We start from the raw sequence: 21,600 nt of genomic DNA, 5'->3' as shown, positions 1-21,600 counted from the left end.
CTGGCGGTCGGCGCCGGCGAGGAGCGGGCGGTGGTCAAGAAGGGCGAGATCAGAATAGCCACCGTGATGTCGGTGACCTTGTCGACCGATCACCGCGCCGTCGACGGCGCGCTCGGCGCGGAACTCCTCGGCGCCTTCAAGCGCTTGATCGAAAACCCGATGGGCATGCTGGTGTAAGCCAATCCCCGCAGGGCTGATCCGGCTTGCTCTTACGCCGCGTGGCCCTGCGATCACCGACTTGTCAGGCCGGCAGCTCGCGCAAATCCCGGCCCGGTGCTTGAAGCTGCCGTCATTTCGTTCCACATCGGGCGCAATGAACGGCAAGATGCGGGAATGGTTTCGGAATTGGCGATGGGCCCTGGCCGCATCGCTATTCCTGCATACCCTGATCGCAGCGTTCTTGTTCTTTGGCCTGCCGAGACCCGAGCAACAGCCGGACCAGCAGGAACAGCCGGTCAATGTCGCGATCGTGCCGCCGCCCGAGCAGCCCAAGCCAACGCCCGCTCCAAAGCCGCCGGAGCCAAAGCCTGAAAAGAAGGCCGAAAAGCCGCCCGAGCAGGCTGTGCAAAAGCCTCCGCCGCCGCAGCCGCCGAAACCGCAGGACATCCCGGTTCTGAAGCGCGTTTTCCAATATGGCGAGAAGGATACCGGCCCGCAGAAATCCCTCGACGGCGGCAGCGCGCCAGCCAACGCGCCGTCGCCGGCCAAGGATGAACCCGCGAAGCCGCCTGTCGCATCGCAGCCCGCGCCAAGCCAGCCTACTCCGCCTGCGGCACCCGAACAGCAGGCGGACACCAACAAGGCTCAAGAGAAGCAGGTAGCCGCCGCGCCGGACGAAAAACCCGCGCAAAGCGAGGAGAAGCAGGCAACCGAGGACACCGACAAACAGCAGCAGGACAAGCAGGAGGCAATTCCGCAAACCGCCAAAAAGCAAGCGGCCGAAACACTAAAGCCGTTGACGGCCGAGGGCGGCGACAAGCCTGCGCCGGCCGAAAAAGCAAAGCCCAAGCCTTCCAAGGCGATGAAGTTCAAATCCGCAAGAGCTCTGAGAGCGCCAAGCGGGAACCCGGGAAGATCAAGCCCCGCCGACAGCGAGATTGCGGGATCGCCGATCTATTCCGGCCTGCCGGGCGTCAGAAAGCTTTACTCGCCAGGTGCGACCGGCAACGCGTTTGCCACAAGCTCGATGGAGAACGTGCCGCGCGATCAGCGCGTTGCCAATCTTTGCGCCAATGTTCTGAACCAGGAATTGCAGAGTGCCGATTACTCGCCCAAATGGCTGCCGACCATTCCCCTGAAGCAGGGCAATGTTCTTAACCCTCCGCAGGCTGCCTTCAGCACGACAACCCAGTGGTATGATCTGAGCTTCCGCTGCGAGGTCGACGCCGATGCAACGAGGGTCCTGTCCTTCAACTTCCGCGTGGGGGGATTGGTCCCGCCTGGGGAGTGGACGCGGCGTCGCTTCCCAAGTCTCCGCTAGTTCAGGCCGGGACACCAAGACCGGCCAACTGCCGGCTGACGTCGTGCCAGTCGGCGCAGACGAAATCCGCGCCTGCGGCCTTCAGCCGGGCGCCGTGCTCGGGATAGGTATGCCCGCCGCCGGTATAGCCGATCGCGATCATGCCGGCCGCAACCGCGCCCTGGACGCCAAAAGGCGAATCTTCGACCACGATGCAGTCGGCGGGTTTCGCGCCCATTTTCTCGGCGGCGTAGAGGAAGATGTCCGGCGCCGGCTTGCCGTTCTTGACCATCGAGGAGGAAAAGATCGCCTCGCCAAAGAAGCGCGACAGTCCGGTCACCCACAGGCTGTGGTTGATGCGTTCGACCGAAGATGACGAGGCGATGCAGCGGTCGCCGGCAAGCGCGCTCAGGAACGGCAGGATACCCGGTGTCGGCTTCAGCTCCTCCGAAAAGAGCAGCTTGGTCTCGGCCCAGATGTCGCCGTCGGCGGTGGGCGGGAACTGATGGCCGGTCAGTTCCTTGATTTTGATGATGATATCGGCCTGCTTCATGCCGATGCATTGCGCGATGATGCCGCCATGGACGCCGGGCATGCCATGCTTCTCATAGACGCGCTCATAGGCCTTGGCGGCCAGCGGTTCGCTGTCGACGAGAACGCCGTCGCAATCAAAAATCAGTCTAGGTTGCGCCACGCGCTTCTCCCCGGCCTCTGTGCCAATACGCACATCGCTATCGATAAAAAGTCAGATGTTCAATAGTGAGGCGGATGCATCTCCTGCCCATCAAAGCTGGCGCAGCGCCTCGCTGACCGGCGTGGATCCAAGCGCGCGCTGCATGGCCTGGCGCGACTGCGCGCGGTCGGGTGTGATCCAGTTGGGCTCGGCGCCGAGGAAGCGGTCGAGGAAGGCCACGGCATAGGCGGGCATTTCCGTCGCGTTCTCGCGGTAGGACCACCAGGTGCGCAGGTCGTCGGCGCATTTGTCGATGCTGGGCGCTGTGCCGAACTCCTGCTCGTGCACGGCCAAGATCGCCGACACGCAGTAGTTGGTATAGAGAAAACCTTCCGGCCAGAAGCGCACGATTTCCGCCGTGCCGGCATTGGCCTCCGTCTCGATCATTTCGGTAAGACCGGAGACCTCTCGCGCCGGCGCCTGGCGGATCAGCTCGCGCAGCACCAGCCCGGCGGCGAACACGATGAAGTCCGCGCGGTCGACAGCTGCGAATCGCTTCTGCGCCTCCATGACGTCGATCCAGTCGAGAAAGGCGCGCGTCAGCTTGGCCTCATCGATCTCGAAACGAACGCCGAAGGTTTCCGACACCACCTTCGCGCTGCTGCGGAAGGTGGCGCGAAACCAGCGCAGCTGCCGCAGCCGGTGACGAAGGTCCGGCATAAGCGCCAGTTCGTGCCTGAAAGGCAGATCCATGTCTCATATCCCGTTTGGCGACAGGCTAGCACAGGCGCTGCCGTTGCCGAAATCGGTCAGCCGCCTGTGGAGCGTTACGGCGGCTAATATAATACATGTTGACATTCTAGGAAACAAATGTTCTCACTTTCGGGTCATCTCGCCTCCGTCCAATATGTGCCGGAGGAAGAGAATCGGGAGGAAACCGAAATGGCGATCTGGCAGTGGGCGCTGCTTCTGCTGTTTGTCGTCTGGGCGCTGCAATCGCTCGGCGTCTGGCTGCAGATGCGGCATTATGCGGACGTCTTCAAAGGCGTCACCGGAGAGTTCAAGGACGGCTTTGTCGGAGCCGGCAACTTCCGCGGCCGGCTCGCCAAGGGCACCATCGCGCTCGTCGTCGTGACGCCCGATCTCATCGTGCGTCGCATGATGGTCATGAGCGGCCGTTCGGTGCTCACCAAGTTCAAGCGACATGAAGAATTCGAGGGCATCCCCCTCGATCGACTCCGGTCCAACCCTGCGATCATGGGGGAGGGGGAACCCGGTGTGGCCGAGGCCGTGAAACGGGCGATCGAGCAGATCGACCGCGCGCGGTCGGAGCCGGGGAAGAAGCCGGGCCTGTCCGGTTTGAACGTAGCAAGGGCTTAAGCGACGCCGGCAGCCGGCTGGGAATGACCGGCGGGGGTCATAAGGAGGAGAAATGTCTGTAATTTCGTTATTGGCGCAGCATGCCGACCTGGCGGTGCACAACCTGCATGTCGCAGGCACCATGGTCTCGGATGCTGCCTGGCACGGCAAGCTCGGCGTCGAGCATGCCACCGACCATCTCGTGGTCCTGGCGCAGGCGACGACCGACAATGCGCCGGTCACCGCCGATCAGCTCAAGGAGCAGCTGAAGAATGTGCAGCAGGAAGAGCAGCTCGGCTGGCTGACTGCGATCGGCAAGTATTTCATCGGTATCTTCCAGAAGGGCGGCGAAGTGTTCGCCGGCTTCGTCACTGGCATCATCCCGACGCTGGTCGTGCTGATGACCGCCTTCTACGCCGTCACCGAACTAGTCGGCGAGGAACGCGTCCACGGCCTGGCGCGTGGCGCCGGCCGTATCGCGCTGACTCGCTACACCGTGCTGCCGGTCCTGTCGGTGTTCTTCCTCACCAACCCGATGGCCTACACTTTCGGCTCCTTCCTCGAAGAAAAGCACAAGCCTGCCTTCTACGACGCGGCGGTGTCCTACGTGCATCCGCCACTCGGCCTGTTCCCGCATATCAACCCCGGCGAATATTTCGTCTGGGGCGGCATGCTGGTCGCGCTGCTCGATCTCGAGAAGCGGGGCGTCATCGCCAACGGCTATCACGTCAAGGTGGCCATCTGGTACGCCATCGTCGGCCTCGTCGTCATCCTCCTCAAGGGCATCCTGACCGAACGCATCACGGCCATCATGGCACGCCGCCAGGGCGTCGAGCTCTAAGGACGGGAGGACACCATGGCCAAGACATACAAGGCAGTAAAGATCTCGAAGGGCTCCACCGGTTGGGGCGGCCCGCTGGTCATCGAGCCGACCGAGCAGCGCAGCAAGGTCGTGTCGGTAACCGGTGGCGGCATTCATCCGGTGGCGCAGCTTATCGCCGACATGACCGGCGCCGAAGCGGTCGACGGCTTCAAGGCGCCGCCGATCGAAAGCGAGATGGCGGTCGTCGTCGTCGACTGCGGCGGCACCGCGCGCTGCGGCGTCTATCCGCGCAAGCGTATCCCGACCGTCAATCTGACACCGGTCGGCCAGGCGGGTCCGCTCGCCCAGTTCATCACGGAAGACATCTACGTTTCGGGCGTGAAGCCGGCCAACGTCACAATGGCGGACGGATCCGAAGCGGTCACCACTGCGGGGGGAGCAGCATCGATGAGTTCAAGCAACAACACCACTGCCAGAGCGGCCGAGCCGCTGCCGAACGAGGGCGGGCTTATCGGCCTGATCAGCTCCATCGGCCGCGTCATGGGCCGTGTCGTCGGCATCTTCTTCAACTCCGGCCGCCGCACCATCGATCAGGTTATCCGCAACGTGCTGCCCTTCATGGCCTTCGTGACCATGCTGATCGGCCTGATCCTCTACACCGGCATCGGCGACGTGCTGGCACAGCCGATGGGACCCTTGGCCAACAACATCGTCGGCCTGCTGGTCATCTCGGCCATCTGCGGCCTGCCGTTCCTGTCGCCCATCCTTGGCCCAGGCGCGGTCATCGCCCAGGTCATCGGCGTCGCCATCATCGGGCCGCAGATCGCCAACGGCACCATCTCGCCAGCAATGGCTTTGCCGGCGTTGTTTGCCTACAACACCCAAGTGGGCTGCGACTTCGTTCCCGTCGGTCTGGCGCTCGGAGAAGCCAAGCCGAAGACGATCGAGATCGGCGTGCCGGCGGTGCTCATCAGCCGCCAGATCATGGGGCCGGTCTCCGTGCTGATCGCATGGATCGTCTCCCTGATCGTGTTCTAAAAACGCGTAACAACGAGGTTCGCCATATGTCGGTTCTTCTCAAGACACGGGTTACTGCTGTCGGACCCGAAGTGGCGGACCTCGCCGAAGGCGGCGTGGTCATCCTGTTCGCGGATGGCTCGCCTCCTGAACTCGCCGAAGTATCGGTGCTGCACTTGGCAGAGCAGGGGCCTAGTGACGACGCGCCGCAAAAGGGCGCGTCGATTACGCTCGGACCGGTTTCGGCGACGATAACGGCGGTCGGCTCCACGGCCTGGAGCAAGGTCCGGGAAATGGGTCATGTCGTGATCTCCTTCAACGGAGCATCCGAGGCCGAAAGGCCGGGCGAGGTTTGCGCATCCGAGGTCGACACCGGGGCGCTCGTGGCGGCGCTGACGCCAGGCGCTGTCATCACCATCGCCGCCTGATAATATCCGCGCTGTCTGTCGACGGCGCCCAAACCTAGAGTATTGCCATGGAACGCTCGACCATCGTCAGAGTGCACGAAGGTTTGCACGCCCGTCCCGCCACGCGGTTCGTGAAGCTCGCCAAGGGTTTCGAATCCGACGTAGAGCTGGTCAAGGATGGCAAGGCGGTCAGCGCCAAGAGCTCGGTCAAGCTGATGCTCCTGGCGGTCAAGGAAAACCAGGAAGTCACCGTGCGTGCCAACGGCGCCGACGCGATCGAGGCGATTGAGGCGCTGATCGGCTATCTTGAGAACCCGCGCGCCGGCCTCGACGACGAGGGCGAGGCGGGTGATGAGGGCTCGCAAGCCGCAGCCCCGGCGCCCGCTCGTGAGGCCGCGCAGCCTTCTGCCGCAGCGGTGGATGGAACCCCGAAACTTCAAGGCGTCGCCGCAAGCGAGGGCGTGGCGATCGGGCCGGCCTTTGCCCATTTCCCGCCGGAGATCGAGGGACCGGGCAGACGCCTGCCGGCCGATGAGATCGACGGCGAGCTCGAGCGCTTCCGCGGCGCCGTCGCCAGCGTCCAGGCGCGCATGGACCGCACGCTCGCCGAGAACAATCTCTCCGCTGGCGACCGCGGCATCGTCGCCGCTTTGCGCGACATCGCCGCCGACGACAGCCTGACCGGCGAGGCGGAGAAGCTGATCAAGGAAGGCGATGACGCGGTGTCCGCCGTCATTGGCGCGGCGGCCACCATTGCCGCCGATTTCAGCGCGGTCGACGACCACTATCTCAACGCCCGGGCCGACGACGTCAATGCCGTCGGCAGGCAGATCTGCCTGGCGCTGCTCGGCCAGGACGAAGTCAGCCTGGAAACCATCCCGCAGGGCGCGATCCTGATTGCCGACGACATCGGCGCCTGGGATCTGGCGCGCGCGCCGCTGAAGCGCATCGGCGGCGTGGTCTGCGGCCATGGCGGCGCCACCTCGCACATTGCCATCATCGCCCGCTCGCACGGCATCCCGGCGGTGCTCGGTCTGGGCGACAAGGTCAACGAGCTGCGAACCGCCAAAGAGGTGGCTATCGACGGCAGTGCCGGGCATGTGATCGTCGACCCTGACGAGACCGCGCAGGCTGACTTCACCCGGCGCGTCGAGGCTGCCGCGCAGGAGCGCGCCGGGCTGAAAGTGTTCAAAGGCGTGACGCCGACGCGCGCCGACGGCACGGTGATCGAGGTCGCGGCCAATATCGGCTCGCTGGAGGAGATCGAGGCGGCGCAGGAAGCAGGTGCCATGGGCGTCGGCCTGTTCCGAACCGAACTGCTCTTCATGCGCCACATGCATCTGCCGTCGGAAGAGATGCAGGCCGAAACCTACAGCGCGCTGGCCAAGGCCTTCGCGCCGCATCCGGTCATCGTGCGCACGCTCGACATCGGCGGCGACAAGCCGATCGCCGGCATCGAATTTCCGGACGAGGAGAATCCCTTCCTCGGCTGGCGCGGCATCCGCATGTGCCTGGACCGCCCCGACATCTTCAAGAAGCAGCTGCGGGCGCTGTTGCGCGCCGCCGTCCACGGTAATATCAAGGTGATGCTGCCGATGGTCTCGGAGATCGCGGAGGTCACGCGCACGCGCGCGCTGGTCGACGAATGCGCGGCTGAATTGAAGGCCGAAGGCGTGCCGCATGCGAGCTTCGACCTCGGCGTGATGATCGAGACGCCAGCCGCCGTGCTGATCGCGCCCGCGCTGGCGAAGGAGGTGGCATTCTTTTCGATCGGCACCAACGACCTGACCCAGTACATCATGGCCGCCGACCGTCTCAATCCGACGGTCGCCAAGCTCAACGACGTCACCAATCCGGCCGTGATGTCGGCGATCGAGCTGACGGCGAAGGCGGGTGTCGCCGCCGGCATCATGGTGGGCATGTGCGGCGAGGCCGCCGGCCGTCCGGACCTGATCCCCACCTTCATCGGGATGGGCCTGACCGAGCTCAGCATGAGCCCGGCCTCGATCCAGCGCGCCAAGAAGACCATCGCGGCCATGGCGGCCGAACGGTAGCGGATAATTCGCGGCGGTTACGCTAGATGCGCGAGCAGGGTGGCGAGAACCGGTGTCAGTTCCTGGATGGCATTGGGCTGGGCACAGGCCTGTCGGATGCGGTCCTTCCGCACTTCGGCAGCCAGCTCCGCGATCTCGAGAATGTCGGGCTCGGGCGTTCCGTCCGCCCTGGTCGCCAGTCCGCAGGCAAGCGCCACAGGCGCAAGGCACCTGATGTCGAGAGACCGGTCGCCGGCTATCGCCGGGCCTGTGCCGATCTCGCCAGGCTGAACCGGACGGTGGTTGAGGCATTCGACGAGCAGAGCCGCACAGGCCGCCGCGACCTGGTCCGTCGATGCCGCATCCGCCGTCGCGCCAGCCAGGAGATTCGCGTGGCGCTTGCGCATCGCGACATGCACGGCGGAAAAACTCGCCTCGTGGACGCGCGGATTGTCGATGCCGTAGCCGGCGAGGACCGCGCGGGTCAGATAATACATGTCGCGCCTGAACTGACGCTCGCCGCCGATCTGCCGGTCTTCATCGCCATGCGGGAAATAGATCCGCAGGCTTTTGACGGTCGTGCCGTCGACCTTGAGCGGCCGGGAATGCGGTACGAAGGATTCGGCAATCGTCAGCGCCTCGTCGACGGCGCTCGCGGCGTGGCCGAGCAGGCTGCGGCCCGGGAAGGGAGGCAAATTGCCGGCGATATCGTGCGCGAGGTCGCCGGCGCTGTCGTGGCGGTTCTGGCGGATGGCGTCGCGCAGTTCCCGAAGCCGGTCCTTCAGGTTGGCGCGGACGTCTTCGGATATTTGTCGCAGCATCGCCAATTGCCTCGAAATGCTGAAGCCTGTCACGGCTTTGGGCGCCAGCCGCCCTCTCTAGATTGTTCGTCTCGATTGGTAGATCAATAGGCGATATTTAACCAGCATGCAGAATCGGCGACGGCAGTGTCACCGCCGGGGTTGGAGGGGAATTTGGGCAGGCGACGGCAGGGTGAATCCGAAAACGGCAGGGCGGCGGCCGAGGCATCCGAGCAGGTCGTCAGCGAAAGCCGGACCGACCGCCTCAGGATCCGCGCCGCCTGGATGTATTTCGTCGAGCAGATGACGCAAAACGAGATCGCCGACGTGCTCGGCGTCGGCCGCGTCACCATCGTGCGCATGCTGGCCGAGGCGAGGGCACGCAACGAGGTGAAGATCACCATCGAGAGCGAGCTTTTGGAGATCGTGCGGCTGGAGCGCGCGCTCGAACAGACCTTCGGACTACAGCAGGCGCTGGTGGCGCCGCTCACCGATCCCAATGCCGACCCGATCCCGGCAATCGCCGCCAAGACCGGCATGTTCCTGTCCGACGCGATGAAATCCGGCATGCGGGTCGGCGTCGGCTGGGGCGTGACGCTGTTCAACACCTTGCCCTTCATCAGCGCCAAATCGCTAACCGATTTCAGCGTGATTTCGCTGCTTGGCGGCGTCGGCGTCGCGCGCCGGGTCAACCCGGCCGAGTTCGCCTGGCGCTTCGCCCAGATATTCCAGGGTGACGGCTATCTGATGCCGACGCCTGCGGTCGTGGACAGCGTCGAGACAAAAATCGCGCTGGTCGAGCGCTGCGGCCTGCAGGAGATTTTCGAGATGGCCGATGCGCTCGACGCCGTGCTGCTCAGCGTCGGCGGCATCGCTTCGGCCACCACCTTCTCGCGCGGCGGCTTCCTGAAGGAAGCGGACCGCGAGGCGCTGCTTGCGCGCGGCGCCGTTGGCGATCTCCTGTTCCATTTCTATGACCGCAATGGCGATCTGGTCGACCATCCCGTCAACAGCCATGTGATGTCGGTGGATGTCGACCGCCTGCGCAAGGCGCCGATCCGCATCCTTACCTCCGGCGGCGCGGAAAAGACCGAGGCGCTGCTCGGCGCCATGAACCTGATTGCGCCGACCATCCTGATCACCGACGAGGAAAGCGCACGCCGCATGCTCGCGGCGCATGGCGCTTGAATCATGCGACGGAAGTGCTCGCTCGCTGCGGAATTGAGGAGCGCAGGTGCTTGCGGGCAGGTTCCTCCACCAGAATGAAAACGACGACCGAGATAACGACCAGCAAAGGCTGGTACAAAAGACTTCCGACCCAATCCCATTCTCCGGTGAACAGCACCGGAATCCACTTTCGCACCGGGATTTGCAGGATGTAGAGGGCATAGCTTGCATTGCCCAGCAGCACGAGCGGCTTGTACGACAGCACGCGTTGGGTCTTGCCGTCATTCACGGCGCATGTCGCAATCAGCGCGACAAAGCCGATCGCCGCGAAACCCCCTGTCGTCACCATGCGTGTCGCGACAAGCGTGGCAACCGTGAACGCCATGGCCAGAATGGCTGCCCGGTCGCTGCGGAAGCGATCGAACGCGCCGGTCCTAAACAGCAGAGCGCAAATGATGCCGGTCATGAATTCGGGCAGCCTCAGCAGCGGGAGAGGCACCAGCTTCATCCAGCCGAACGCAAGGTAGCCGGTCGGTCCGAGACCCGGCAGACACATAACTACGAAAATCAGCACCAAAGCTGCCAGGCTGATCCACAGGACTCCGCCCGTAAGCCTTGAAAGGACGGGAAGCAATAACGGGAACACAAGATAGAAAAAGAACTCGATCGAGAGTGTCCAACCCGGAGGATTCCAGAAGAATCCGAGCATTGTCGTTGGTCCGCCCCATGCCTGAACAAGGCCAAGTGTCGCCAGTGATGCAAGCGGGTGATCCAAGGGCATGCTTGTCAGCGGCAAAGCCACAATGAGGGCAAGGAGATAGATTGGATAAATTCTGGAAAACCTCGCTAAGGCGAACTGTCGGATCTCGTACCAGTCAGACATCTTGTCGAAGTAGGAATGGGTGAGAATGAAGCCGGACAGCAGGAAGAAGAACGAGACGCCCAGATAGCCGTTCTGCACAAAATTGGCGATCGGGGGCGGCGCTCCGTCAATGTCTGCCGAGTGGAAGGCAAGCACATAGAGAGCGGCGAAAAATCGCAAGCTGGTCAGCTGTGTGAGGCTCGATCCCGCTGAAGAAGGCTTCGGTTTCATACAGAGTGCCGTTGCTGTAAGCGCGAAGCGGTGCTCAGAACTGTCGATACTGCGTGGAATCCTATACGCCGAGCCGCATTAACAAATCCGTTAACGCTCCACGCCGGTGTCAGCGCCCGGCGCCATGGGGGAGAACCGAGGCGCTGCTCGGCGCCAGGCACGTGACTGCGTCGACGATTCTGATCGCCGATGAAGAAGCGCACCGCATGCCCCACTGGCGGACGGACAACGATCTTCTTGTTCTTCGGCCTCCTGGCCAGATAGATCTTCCGCTCGCGTGACAGCCCCCAAGCTTCTGCCGACAAGTCGCGGAACTACTCTAAAAAACGAGAAGCTGTTTTTGGACCAAACGGTTGCCCAAGGAGCGGAAGCCTTCGGCTCAACCTAAGAACTTGGGGGGAAGTTCTCTTTCAAATGGTCGGAGTGGCCGGATTCGAACCGACGACCCCTTGACCCCCAGTCAAGTGCGCTACCGGGCTGCGCTACACTCCGGACCGGGTGGCGATGTATCGTGATAAGGCGGTGCGGGTCAACCGAATTCGGTGCCTATCGCAAAGGTGAAATTGCAGGCAAGGGATGCAGACCTCGCCAGCCGCAATTCCCGCTGGTGCCGGTACTCCAGCGCGATCGCGCCCCAGACCAGGCCGAGCAGCAAATAGAGATGGCGCCAGTGGTCGATGTCGATGAAGGTGCCGAGGCCGATATTGCCGAGATAGGCGACATAGGCGCAGAGCAGATAGGGCTGCCACGGCCGGTCGCGCAGAAGGATGCGGAAGCCGGCGCCGATCGTCCATAGCGTCAGCGTCAGGAACGAGACGAAGCCGAGCCAGCCATAATCCATCAGCGCCTTCAGCCAGATGTCGTGCGTGTCCTCGCCATAGATCGTGCCGAAGACCAGCGGGCCGATGCCGAACGGGTGCTCCATCGCCAGCTGGAAGCCGATCGAATAGCGGGCGAAGCGGCCGAGCCGCGCCGAATCATAGCTCTGCTCAAGCTGCGCGCGCTGTGTGAACATGTCCGACACGCCGGGTAACTGCAGGATGACGATGAGGGCGATGACCAGCAGCGCCGCGGCAGCGATCGTCATCACCACCACGCGCAGCCGGAACTTGCCACTGGCGCTCTGCAGGAAGAGGCAGGCGGTGAGCAGCACCGCCGACACGGCAAACATGCCCCAGGCGCCGCGCGAGAACGAGAAGAAGATGCCGGCGGTGATGATGAGCAGCGGCACCGCCAGAAGCGGCATCCGCGACACCGGACCGGTCAAGAGCAGATAGAGCAGGTAGGTGCCGGGCAGCACCAGGAATGGGCCGAACACGTTCGGGTCCTGGAAGGCGCCGGCGGCGCGGTCGTATTTGGTGAACATTTCCGCGCCCGGAAAGGCATGGAAATAACCGGCGATGCCGAGCAGCGACGTCGCCACGGCCGACACGACGTAGGCGATGAAGATCAGCCGGTAGAGGCTGGGTTGGACCGAGGTCACCGAAGCGAAGAACACCGCACTGAAGGCCAAAAAAAGGGAGACGGAGAGATAGAGCGGGGTGTTGGCGAGGTCGGCCATCTGGGTCATCGCGATCATGCCGCCGATGTTCATCGCCACCAGAAGCACCAGCAGGGGCACGATCGCGCGCGAGATTCGAAGGCCGAACAGCGCCCAGACTGCGATCAGCCCGGCCATGTAGATTTCATAAGGCGCCGGCTCGCTGATGACGAAGCCGGAAAGCAGGATGCCGACGCCGATCGCAGCCGATGCGATCAGCGAGATCAACTTGGCGTTGACCGCCCGCGGCGGCAATTCACTGGCGATGGCGCTCAATAGGCGTTTTCCGTGTTGAGCAGGCGGATCGGTGTCAGGAACAGGATGCGCAGGTCGAACAGCATCGACCAGTTCTCGATGTAATAGAGGTCGTATTCGGTGCGCATGCGGATCTTTTCGTTGGTGTCCATCTCGCCGCGCCAGCCGTTGATCTGCGCCCAGCCGGTGACGCCGGGCTTGACCTTGTGGCGGGCGAAGTAGCCGTCCACCACCTCGTTGTAGAGCAGGTTGTGCGACTGCGCGGCGATGGCATGCGGGCGCGGCCCAACCAGCGACAGCGAGCCGAACAGCGAGTTGAAGAACTGCGGCAGCTCGTCGATCGAGGTCTTGCGGATGAAGCGGCCGACGCGGGTGACGCGCGGATCGTTCTTGGTCACCGTCTGCTTGGCGGTCGGATCGGACCGGTCGGTGAACATCGACCGGAACTTGTAGACTTCGATGATCTCGTTGTTGAAGCCGTGCCGTTTCTGCTTGAACAGCACCGGACCCTTGCTGTCGAGCTTGATCGCGATCGCGGTGACGAGCATCACCGGCGAGAAGACGATGATCCCGATGAGTGAAAAGACGATGTCGAAGGCGCGCTTGGCGACCGAGTCCCAGTCGTTGATCGGCTTGTCGAAGATGTCGAGCATCGGCACCGAGCCGATATAGGAATAGGCACGCGGCCGGAACTGCAGCGCGTTGGAATGTGCCGAAAGCCGGATATCGACCGGCAGCACCCAGAGTTTCTTCAGAAGCTGCAGGACGCGCGATTCGGCGGTCAGTGGCAACGAGACGATCAGCATGTCGATGCGCGCGATCCGGGCGAATTCGATGAGCTCGGAGATGGTGCCGAGCTTCGGATAGCCGGCGACGATCGGCGGCGAGCGCTTGTCGTTGCGGTCGTCGAAGATGCCGCAGATGCGGATGTCGTTGTAGGGCTGCTTCTCGACCGAGCGGATCAGCTGCTCGGCCGCCTTGCCGCCGCCGACGATGAGCGCGCGGCGCTCCATGCGGCCGTCGCGCGCCCAGCGCCGGATGAGGCTGGACATCACGAGTCTCAGGCCGAAGATCAGCGCGAAGCCGGCCACGAACCAGGTGCCGAACAACAGACGCGAATAGTCTTCCGACGCCTTGATGGCGAAGGCGGTGAGCGCCATCAGCGCGAAGCTGCCGGCCCAGACCAGCAGCACGCGGCCGAAATTCGCGAGGGGGCGCATCAGCGCCGCGATCTGGTAGCAATCGGTCACGTCGAGCAGCACCACGGCCAGGAACGACGTAGCCGCGATCGCCAACGGATATTGCCAGGCCAGATAGCTGAAGAAGCCGACATAGTAGAAATAGACGCCGAGCCCAGACAGGAACAGCATCGCGAACTCGACCATGCGCAGCACGCCGCTGACCATGATCGGCGACATGGTATCACGCCGGTATTGCGAAGCGACCTGGCGCGCCACATCGTTGATGCCGCCAGGCTTTTCGCCATCGGCGGGAGCATCGTAGTTGCGCACCGCATCCATGGAAAAGCGGTGCGCGGGGTCGATCTCATTCATGGGAACTGTCCGCGAGCTTCGCGCAACTGCATAGCAAAAGAGAGCTAAGAAAGCCTTGAAACAACCGGTGGTTTTGGAGTTGTTGCGGCCCGCGGCCTATTTGTTCAGTGCCGCGAAATAGGCCTTCTCGATATCGGCGGCCATGACGTCAGCACCGAATCGGGCCTTCAGCTCATCGGCTTGCGGCATCAGTTTTCGATAGCCGTCAAAGTCGCTGAGCGCCGCCCCCATTTTGGCGGCGAGCTGGGATGCGTCGGGGCGGATCAGGGCAGGGGAGCCTTCGCCGAAAATTTCCGGAATGCCTCCGACAGCGGTCGCGATCATCGGCATGCCAGCGGCTAAGGCTTCGAGCACGATATAGGGCATCGCCTCCGCGCGGGATGGCACCACAATCAACTCGGCCAGAGCGAAAGCCTGTCTCGCCGGCATGGGCGGCAGGAATCGGACGTGGCTTTTCAGGCCGAGTCGCTCCACTTGCGCGTGGTAGCGCGGCAGGTCGTCGCCGTCGCCGACCATCACGGCGCTTAAGGGGCGTCCGAGCTCGTCGCCGGCCATAGCCAGCGCATCGATGAAGATATCCGGGCCCTTCAGGTCGCGCATCATGCCGATGTACAGGAAATCGGCGGCATTCGCTGCCGTCGTCACCGGTTCGAATTCGGCGGCGCGCAGGCCGTTATAGACAAGCGTGTTGGGTATGGGCGGCTCGCCGACCTTGCGGCGATAGGTGTTGCGCTCGTAGTCGGAAACGAACAGCAGGCAATCGGTGAAGCGCGCCATGAAGCGCTCCAGGCCGAAGAACAGCTTCCCCATCGCCGTCGTTTCGTCATAGTGGAGGGAGCCGCCATGCGGCGAATAGAGGCGGGCAACGCGAAACCTTGATACCCGCAACAGTGAGCCGAACAGCCGGGCATAGGCGCCACCCTTGGCGCCGTGCCCGTGCAGCACGTCCGGCCGCAATTCCTGGATGATTCGATAGGTACGCCAGGCCGAGGCGAGGTCGCCCGGCCCGACATGACGCTGCATCGGCGTGCGATGGATGCCGAGCGCGAGGCTGTCCTTCATCGCCTCGAACAAGCGCTCCTCATAGTCGCCGCCGGTGGTCGAGTCGCAGACGATTCCCACCGCATGGCCGGCGGCGACCTGCGCCTCGGTCAGGTCGCGCACGTGCCGGAAGATTCCTCCGACAGGTGAGCGAAAGCAGTGCACGATCCTGAGGTTCACCGCCACGACGGGTTTTTCAGAACAGCCGTTCGCGGACGTAGACGGTGTCGCCGGGCAGGAGTGGATCGGATGTCAGCACCCGCCCGGTCATCACCTTGCCGTTGATATCGCGGGTGATGTCGACGCTCTCCTGATTGGCGCGCGGCGTGAAGCCGCCGGCAATGGCGACCGCCTTTTGCACGGTGAGTCCCGGCACGTAGGAATACTGCCCGGCAGCGCCCACTTCGCCCATGACGAAGATCGGCCGGTAGCGGTCGATTTCGACCGAAACGTCGGGATCGCGCAGATAGCCTTGGCGCAGCTTGTCGGCGATCGCCTTTTCCAACTGCTGCGCGGTGTGGCCGCGCGCCGGCACCGCGCCGACCAGCGGAAAGGACAGATAGCCGGACTGGTCGACGCTGTAGGTGTTGGTCAACCCGTCCTGCTCGAACACCGTGACACGGACGCGGTCGCCGGCGCCGAGTCGGTAGGGCTGATCGAGCACTTCATGAAAGGCGGCGGGTGTCGGGCGGTAGCTCGAGCAGCCGGTGAGCAGCGACAGGGCAAGCAAAGCGCGAAAGAGGAAAGCAGTGCTTTTCATGACCGGCCAGGAACCTTCATCGCTCTTGCCGCAAGCCGCGGCACAACCCCAGGAAAGTGCGACCGTTATCATCCTGTTAGGGTTAATGGGCGGTAAAGGAGCGCGGTCCGGGAGAGCGGAGATCGGTAAAAAGCCAATTTGTTCTATTGCTTTCGAGCAATCTTCTTTGAGTGCCCTCTAATAAGCATTCATTCTGATCTTAACGGGTGAGTTACCATAGTTCTTTACGGTCCAGCTTCGACTCAAAGCTCGGAGCAGGATGCATGTCCGTTCAGTCAGCGGCCGCAGACGTCGATGTCGATCTGAGACAGCTTTTCGCCAGCCTGGCGAGGAACTGGCTGCGCATTGTTTTTGTCACGCTTTTGGTCACCGGGCTGGCCTTCGCCTTCGCCTGGCTCGCGACGCCCTATTATAAAGCGACAGCCAAGCTGGAGATCGGCTCGCGCGAATCGGAATACACCCGGCCACCGGGCACCAACGACGACGACAAACCGATTCTCGACGAGCAGGGCGTGGCCACCCAGGTCCAGATCATTTCCTCGCCCGACATCCTCAAGCAGGTGGCGACCAAGCTCAACCTGGACAAGTTGCCGGAGTTCGACGAAACGCTGAAAATGTCGTCGCTCGGGCGTGTGCTTGTGCTCGTCGGCTTGAAAAGCGATCCCTTCGATATCCCGCCGGACGAGCGTGTGCTGAACGCCATGCACGACAAGCTCAATGTTTACGCCGTTGAAAAGACGCGCGCGATCGCGATCGAGTTCGCCTCGAAGGATCCCAAGCTTGCCGCAGCGGTCGCGAATGGCATTGCCGAGGCCTATATCGCCTCGAAGAGTGACGCCAAGCTCGAATCGAACGCCGCCGCGACCAACTTTCTGGCGCCGGAAATCGCCGATCTGCAGAATCGCGTGAGGGATGCCGAGGCCAAGGTCGCCGCGTTCCGCGCCCAGTCCGACCTGCTGATGGGCGGCAACAATTCGGTGCTTCCGACTCAGCAGCTCTCTGAGCTGTCGAGCGAATTGTCGCGTGTGCGCGCCGGCCGCGCCGCCGCCGAGGCGAGTGCCGAGAGCGTGCGCCGGGCGCTGCGGAATGGCGGTTCGCTGGACAGCGTGCCGGAGGTCCTGTCTTCCGAGTTGATCCAGCGCCTGCGCGAGCGCCAGGTGGAGCTGAGGGCCAATATCGCCGATCTTTCCACAACCCTGCTGGACAATCATCCGCGCATCCGGGCGCTGAAGTCGCAGCTTGCCGACCTCGACGGCCAGATTCGCAACGAGGCGCAAAAGATCATCCGGGGGTTGTCGGCTCAGGCTCAGACGGCGAAGGCCCGCGAGGATCAGCTGATCGCGGACGTCAACACCTTGAAGGCCGCGTCAGCGCGCGCCGGCGAGCAGCAGGTGCAGCTGGATGCCTTGCAGCGCGACGCGAACGTTCAGCGCCAACAACTTGAATCCTATATGGTAAGTTACAATGCGGTAGTCTCGCGCAAGGATCGCAGATACTCGCCTGTGGCGGCGAGCCTGATCGCGCAGGCCCAGGTGCCGTCGCAACCTTATTTTCCGAAGATCGGGCCGATCACCGGGGCCGCCGCCGCCGCTTCGCTGCTGCTGATGGCGATCGGCACGCTGCTTGGCGAGCTGTTCTCGGGCCGTGCCATGCGTCCGGCCGCCGGCGCCCGTTTCACCGATATCGAGCAGGTGGCGATGCCCGCTGCGCGCACCGAGCCGGTTGTAGCCGAAATCGACGACGACCACAGTCCTTTCGCGTCCTATGAGACGTCCATGGCCGGCGAGCGACGTCCGGAGAGACAGCCGCCGATCGCGCAGAATGAGACATTTGAAGCCGACACCGTTGCGGCAGAGCAACCAGTGCCCGAGCCGGAACCCAAGCCGGGTCCGTCCAGGCTCGGCGAGATAGATGTCGACAGGGCTGCCGAGAAGCTGATCGGTTCCGGCGCCGCGCGCGCGATCTTCGTATCGCCGGAAGGCGACGAGGCGGCCGCCTCCGCCGTGCTCGTGGCGCGTGAAGTATCCGACGCCGGCCTGCGCGTGCTGCTGCTTGACCTCACAGCATCGGGCGCGGCGTCGCGGCCGATGCTGGACTCGAGCCTGTTCCCGGGCATCACCAATCTGCTCGCTTCCGAAGCGCAGTTCAGCGACGTCATCCACCCCGATCTTTATTCGGATGCGCATGTCATTCCGGTCGGCACCGCCGACCCCGTCCGCGCGATGCGCGCCGCCGATCGGCTGCCGATCATCATGCAGTCGCTGACCACGGCCTACGATCTCGTCGTGGTCGAATGCGGCCCGGCCGACGCGCAAGGCATCGGCCGCCTGGTCGGTGACGGCACCGAAGTCTTCCTGTCCATGCTGGAGGCCGACGACCAGGTGACGCAGGCCGCGGTCAAGCTGATCGAGAACGGCTATCCCAACCTGACACTGGTCACACCGGTCGGCCATGAACCGGGAGACCCATTGCCCCGACGCCGGTCGGCCGCATAAGACCGGAGGCCGGCACCGCGACGAATGGGACACGGCTCAGCCCCGAGGCAATTCTTAGCTACAAGGGCGAACCGCGGCATTTCTCGGCGACTCCTGCACTTTACATCGGTGGCGAGGCACCTAGTTTTGATGCTTCGCGCTGCGCATTTTCGTGCGTGGATGATCGAGAGCGGGACCGTGAACCCTAGGCCGGCCCCCGCCGCAGCCTTCCGGCTGGAATTGCGTCAAAGACAAAGAGACAGCGCGGTTCGCCGTTTCCGTGAAACGGTGCAACCGCTCCAGAACTGAACGCCTGCCGCAGAGTCGCGGTCAAGGGCGCGTTCGGAAAGGCATTCTCGCGTGGCCTGAAGGGGCAGCGGAATCGCGATTGTCACGGCGCGCGATCGGTCAGAGCGTTGGCCCCTTCCTGCCCGGCGCAGTGCGCGCAGCAATAGATGACATCGCCCTGCTCGACGCCATGTCCCATGATCCGCACCCTGCAGTGAGGGCAGGTCGGCGCAAGCTTTTGGACCGCGCACTCGAAGCTGTCGAACGTGTAGGTTTGCCCGCCCAGGCTCACAAGAAATGCCTTGTCATAGTCGTTGCCGCACTGGTCGCACTTAGCCATGGCCATTCTCCTTCTGGGTGCGAAAACCTCCCGGCGCTCGATAGGTTCCGTTGAGTCACTCAGGTCCCGCTTGCGCGCATCGCGCCGGGAACACGACGGCGATTGTGCGACTCTGACCAGGCCTAGCTGTCGTCCTCGGCGGGAGCGGGCGCTGCCTGTCCGGCAGCCTTGCGACGCAGCACCTTGGTCAGCTTCCAGACCGTCGGGTTGTTCTTGATGAAGGCCTTGGCGCGCGCGCCTTGCCGCAGCCCTGCCGCCAGCACCCGGCCCTTCAGCGTCAGCGGCGCAAGCACCTCGAAATGCTGGACCTCGATGTCGCACCAGAGCCGCTTGTAAGGCTCGTCGCCGACTGAGAAGTCATACACATCGAAGCCAAGCTCGCAGGCTTCCTGGATGTTGTCGAAGAACAGGAAGTCGCCCGGGCTGGCGGACGAGAGATCGTCCTCGGCGATGGCGCCGAACTCGCAGATCAGCCGCTTGCCGGACCGGCTGGAGCCGGTCACCGCGCGCAGTTTGCCCGCCACATCCAAGCCGTGCAGCAGGAAGGGCGGCTTTTCCTCGGCCAGCGCATCGGCGAACAGCGCCCGGAAAAAGTCGCGTACTTGCCTGTCGCCGAAGACATTGGCGATGCCCATCTTGGCGAAACGCGCTTCCTTCATCTCGAAGAAGGCATCGAGCAGCCTGTCGACCTCCTCGCGGGTGCGGGCCTCGATGCGGCGGAAGGTGCCGACCGCCTCGAACTTGCGCGTCTGCGAGCGGTGCTTCTTGCGCTTGCGCTTGCCGCTCGCGCGCGACAGCAGCGCGTCGAACCCGCCGCCGAGATCGACCGCAAGCGCAAGGTTCGGACTTGGAAAGCCGGGCAGCGCGGCCAGCGGGTTGGCGACGCCGTCGAGGTCTGGCAGCAGCCTTTCAAGCGAGATCAGGTCGATGTCCGGCCGCGCTCGCGCGATTGCCTTGAACATCGAGCGGATCGCCTGGCCGTCGATAGCAGGCAGGAAACGCGGGTCGGCGGCGGCGAAATTGCCGTTGGCGTGGCGCCCGCCGGCGAAACGGGCAACCTTGAACGGGCCGCGTCGCACGATCTCCAGGGCCAGCGACAGCGCGGGGCGGCCATCGCAGGACAGCGTCGCGACGACCATGTCGGCGCCGGTCGCGGCCGCCCAGTTGCTCACCCAGGATGCGCTTTGCGCCGGCGCGAACAGCGCCGAGGCGCAGAATGGCACATAGTCGGCAAGGCCGGTGCCGTCGCTCGCGGTCGCAATCCACCGGTCCCGGTCGGCTCGCACCGGGCGCGCGGAAGCCTCGTTGGCCGCGACCCGATTGCCATCAAATGACGCGGTGGCGTCAACCATCCCTCAATCCTTAAGACGTATTGGTTGCAACCTGGGGTTCGCATAGGCGAACGTCGTGCTTGAATAAGCCTAGGCGCAAAAGGTGAAGGAATGATCGACGGGGGCGATGCAATCCGGAAGCTGGCGCTGAACCTTGCCCGCTACTCCGGCCTTGCGCCTCTGGCGCGGCCGTTTGTCGGCGGCATCGGCGCTATCCTGATGCTGCACCGCGTCACCGCGACACCGGAGAAGCCGAACAGCGTCAATCGGCATCTGAACATCGCTCCCACTTTCCTCGACAAGCTGATCTCGGACATGAAGGGGCAGGGTTATGCCTTTGTTTCCCTTGATGAAGCGATCGAACGCATCAAGACGGGCGGGAAAGGCGGCCAGTTCGCCACGATCACGGCCGACGATGCCTATCGCGACAACATGACCGAGGCGCTTCCGATCCTGGAAAAACACGGCGCGCCGATCGCCATCTACGTCGCCCCCGGCCTGATCGACGGCGCCGTCGATCTCTGGTGGGACGTGATCGAGGACATCGTCGACACCAGCTCGCGCCTGACGCTGACGATGGGGGGCAAGTCGACGGCGATCGATTGCTCGACACAAGGCCGAAAGATCCAGGCCGTCGCGCGGCTGAACGCCTGGCTGACCTTAGAAGTCCCCGAGGAAGAGCAAGGCGCAGCGCTGCGCGAGCTCGCCCGTTCGACTGGGTTCAAAATCGGCTCGGGCCGCCCATGCACGTTGATGAACTGGGATGAGCTTCGCATCATGGCCGCGCACCCGTTGGTGACCATCGGCGCGCACACCGTCAATCATCGGAACTTGAAGCGGCTGTCCGAGGCCGATGCGCGCCATGAGATCGGCGACGTCCGCCGCGTCCTCGCGGAAAAACTCGGCGAGGAGCCGCGTCATCTGGCTTACCCTTATGGCTATGCCAGCGCGGTCGGCTGCCGCGAGGTGGGCTTTGCCCGCGACGCAGGCTATGCCTCGGCGGTGACCACGCGGCACGGCGTGCTGCGCGCCGAGCACGCCGGCTTCCTGCACGCGCTGCCGCGCATCTCCGTCAACGGCCGCTATCAGAGCCTTGCGCATATTCGCACGATGCTGTCCGGCATCACGACACCGCTGGCTAATGCGGGCAAGATGGTCGTGACGATCTGAAGTCTGCCTCGCTCTGC

General features: G+C 63.7%; 20 protein-coding genes and 1 tRNA gene. 10 read left to right on the top strand and 11 right to left on the bottom strand.

The genetic code is table 11. The features are described 5' to 3' along the window. A partial coding sequence (locus LB523_RS28040) for a 2-oxo acid dehydrogenase subunit E2 (RefSeq protein ID WP_224609159.1) occupies window positions 1-177 on the top strand: 177 nt, incomplete at its 5' end. A gap of 136 nt (window positions 178-313) precedes the next feature. Beyond that, window positions 314-1,480, top strand: a complete 1,167-nt coding sequence (locus LB523_RS28035; protein ID WP_224609151.1) for a DUF930 domain-containing protein — start codon at window positions 314-316, stop codon at window positions 1,478-1,480. A gap of 1 nt (window position 1,481) precedes the next feature. On the opposite strand, the gene LB523_RS28030 is transcribed toward LB523_RS28035, so the two are convergent. Together LB523_RS28030 and LB523_RS28025 are read right to left on the bottom strand one after the other, a co-directional pair. Further along, entirely contained in the window at window positions 1,482-2,153 is a 672-nt protein-coding gene (locus LB523_RS28030) for an HAD family hydrolase (RefSeq protein WP_224609148.1), read from the bottom strand. Between the two features lie 90 nt (window positions 2,154-2,243). Then, window positions 2,244-2,885 (bottom strand): hypothetical protein, encoded by a 642-nt coding sequence (locus tag LB523_RS28025; RefSeq protein WP_140541309.1) that lies wholly within the window; start codon window positions 2,883-2,885, stop codon window positions 2,244-2,246. A gap of 189 nt (window positions 2,886-3,074) precedes the next feature. Here LB523_RS28025 and LB523_RS28020 point away from each other — a divergent pair, with 189 nt between their 5' ends. From LB523_RS28020 to ptsP, 5 genes are read left to right on the top strand one after another with little or no spacing between them, the layout of a single operon-like run. Next, the gene (locus LB523_RS28020) at window positions 3,075-3,512 is read left to right on the top strand and encodes a transcriptional regulator GutM (protein ID WP_095767894.1); all 438 of its coding nucleotides are present in this window, start codon (window positions 3,075-3,077) and stop codon (window positions 3,510-3,512) included. A 52-nt stretch (window positions 3,513-3,564) separates the two neighbouring features. Next, window positions 3,565-4,332, top strand: coding sequence for a PTS glucitol/sorbitol transporter subunit IIC (locus LB523_RS28015; RefSeq protein ID WP_042643976.1), 768 nt, complete (start codon window positions 3,565-3,567; stop codon window positions 4,330-4,332). 15 nt (window positions 4,333-4,347) lie between these two features. Further along, window positions 4,348-5,352, top strand: coding sequence for a PTS glucitol/sorbitol transporter subunit IIB (locus tag LB523_RS28010; RefSeq protein WP_224609144.1), 1,005 nt, complete (start codon window positions 4,348-4,350; stop codon window positions 5,350-5,352). Between the two features lie 26 nt (window positions 5,353-5,378). After that, window positions 5,379-5,759 (top strand): PTS glucitol/sorbitol transporter subunit IIA, encoded by a 381-nt coding sequence (locus tag LB523_RS28005; RefSeq protein ID WP_224530611.1) that lies wholly within the window; start codon window positions 5,379-5,381, stop codon window positions 5,757-5,759. A gap of 47 nt (window positions 5,760-5,806) precedes the next feature. Further along, window positions 5,807-7,792 carry a phosphoenolpyruvate--protein phosphotransferase gene (ptsP, locus tag LB523_RS28000; protein ID WP_224609141.1) on the top strand — a complete coding sequence of 662 codons (1,986 nt, stop codon included), beginning with the start codon at window positions 5,807-5,809 and terminating at the stop codon, window positions 7,790-7,792. Between the two features lie 17 nt (window positions 7,793-7,809). Here the strand turns inward: ptsP and LB523_RS27995 are convergent, their stop codons facing one another. Continuing rightward, window positions 7,810-8,592, bottom strand: coding sequence for a hypothetical protein (locus tag LB523_RS27995; RefSeq protein ID WP_224609138.1), 783 nt, complete (start codon window positions 8,590-8,592; stop codon window positions 7,810-7,812). 153 nt (window positions 8,593-8,745) lie between these two features. Here LB523_RS27995 and LB523_RS27990 point away from each other — a divergent pair, with 153 nt between their 5' ends. Next, window positions 8,746-9,759, top strand: a complete 1,014-nt coding sequence (locus LB523_RS27990; protein WP_095767893.1) for a sugar-binding transcriptional regulator — start codon at window positions 8,746-8,748, stop codon at window positions 9,757-9,759. Between the two features lies 1 nt (window position 9,760). On the opposite strand, the gene LB523_RS27985 is transcribed toward LB523_RS27990, so the two are convergent. The 6 genes from LB523_RS27985 to LB523_RS27960 all read right to left on the bottom strand — a co-directional run bounded on the left by LB523_RS27985 (window position 9,761) and on the right by LB523_RS27960 (window position 15,980). Further along, window positions 9,761-10,831 (bottom strand): acyltransferase family protein, encoded by a 1,071-nt coding sequence (locus LB523_RS27985; RefSeq protein WP_224609135.1) that lies wholly within the window; start codon window positions 10,829-10,831, stop codon window positions 9,761-9,763. A 415-nt stretch (window positions 10,832-11,246) separates the two neighbouring features. Then, window positions 11,247-11,323, bottom strand: a tRNA-Pro gene (locus tag LB523_RS27980). Window positions 11,324-11,360: 37 nt separating this feature from the next. Then, window positions 11,361-12,647 carry an O-antigen ligase family protein gene (locus tag LB523_RS27975; RefSeq protein WP_224609132.1) on the bottom strand — a complete coding sequence of 429 codons (1,287 nt, stop codon included), beginning with the start codon at window positions 12,645-12,647 and terminating at the stop codon, window positions 11,361-11,363. After that, on the bottom strand, window positions 12,644-14,179 hold the full coding sequence (locus tag LB523_RS27970; RefSeq protein WP_140842742.1) for an undecaprenyl-phosphate glucose phosphotransferase: 1,536 nt from the start codon (window positions 14,177-14,179) through the stop codon (window positions 12,644-12,646). Before LB523_RS27970 ends, LB523_RS27975 begins: the two co-directional genes overlap by 4 nt. Before the next feature lie 96 nt (window positions 14,180-14,275). Next, complete coding sequence (locus LB523_RS27965) at window positions 14,276-15,406, bottom strand: glycosyltransferase family 4 protein (RefSeq protein ID WP_224609129.1); 1,131 nt, start codon at window positions 15,404-15,406, stop codon at window positions 14,276-14,278. Between the two features lie 10 nt (window positions 15,407-15,416). Then, a complete protein-coding gene (locus LB523_RS27960) occupies window positions 15,417-15,980 on the bottom strand; it encodes a polysaccharide biosynthesis/export family protein (protein ID WP_224609126.1) in 564 nt (187 codons plus the stop codon). Window positions 15,981-16,243: 263 nt separating this feature from the next. Between LB523_RS27960 and LB523_RS27955 the strand changes: the two genes are divergently transcribed. Next, window positions 16,244-18,475 (top strand): GumC family protein, encoded by a 2,232-nt coding sequence (locus tag LB523_RS27955; protein WP_224609123.1) that lies wholly within the window; start codon window positions 16,244-16,246, stop codon window positions 18,473-18,475. A gap of 370 nt (window positions 18,476-18,845) precedes the next feature. Here LB523_RS27955 and LB523_RS27950 read toward each other — a convergent pair whose 3' ends face one another. Both LB523_RS27950 and LB523_RS27945 read right to left on the bottom strand, forming a co-directional pair. Next, a complete protein-coding gene (locus LB523_RS27950; protein WP_073989633.1) occupies window positions 18,846-19,082 on the bottom strand; it encodes a hypothetical protein in 237 nt (78 codons plus the stop codon). 122 nt (window positions 19,083-19,204) lie between these two features. Then, the gene (locus tag LB523_RS27945) at window positions 19,205-20,434 is read right to left on the bottom strand and encodes a GNAT family N-acetyltransferase (RefSeq protein ID WP_224609119.1); all 1,230 of its coding nucleotides are present in this window, start codon (window positions 20,432-20,434) and stop codon (window positions 19,205-19,207) included. Between the two features lie 90 nt (window positions 20,435-20,524). On the opposite strand from LB523_RS27945, the gene LB523_RS27940 reads away from it, so the two are divergent. Continuing rightward, window positions 20,525-21,583, top strand: coding sequence for a polysaccharide deacetylase family protein (locus LB523_RS27940; RefSeq protein WP_224609116.1), 1,059 nt, complete (start codon window positions 20,525-20,527; stop codon window positions 21,581-21,583). The last annotated feature ends 17 nt before the right edge of the window (window positions 21,584-21,600 follow it).

The organism is Mesorhizobium sp. ESP-6-4, assembly GCF_020164735.1.
Lineage (GTDB): Bacteria > Pseudomonadota > Alphaproteobacteria > Rhizobiales > Rhizobiaceae > Mesorhizobium.
The sequence above is the reverse complement of the archived record's forward strand: the minus strand, read 5'-3'. Positions and strand labels throughout refer to the sequence as shown.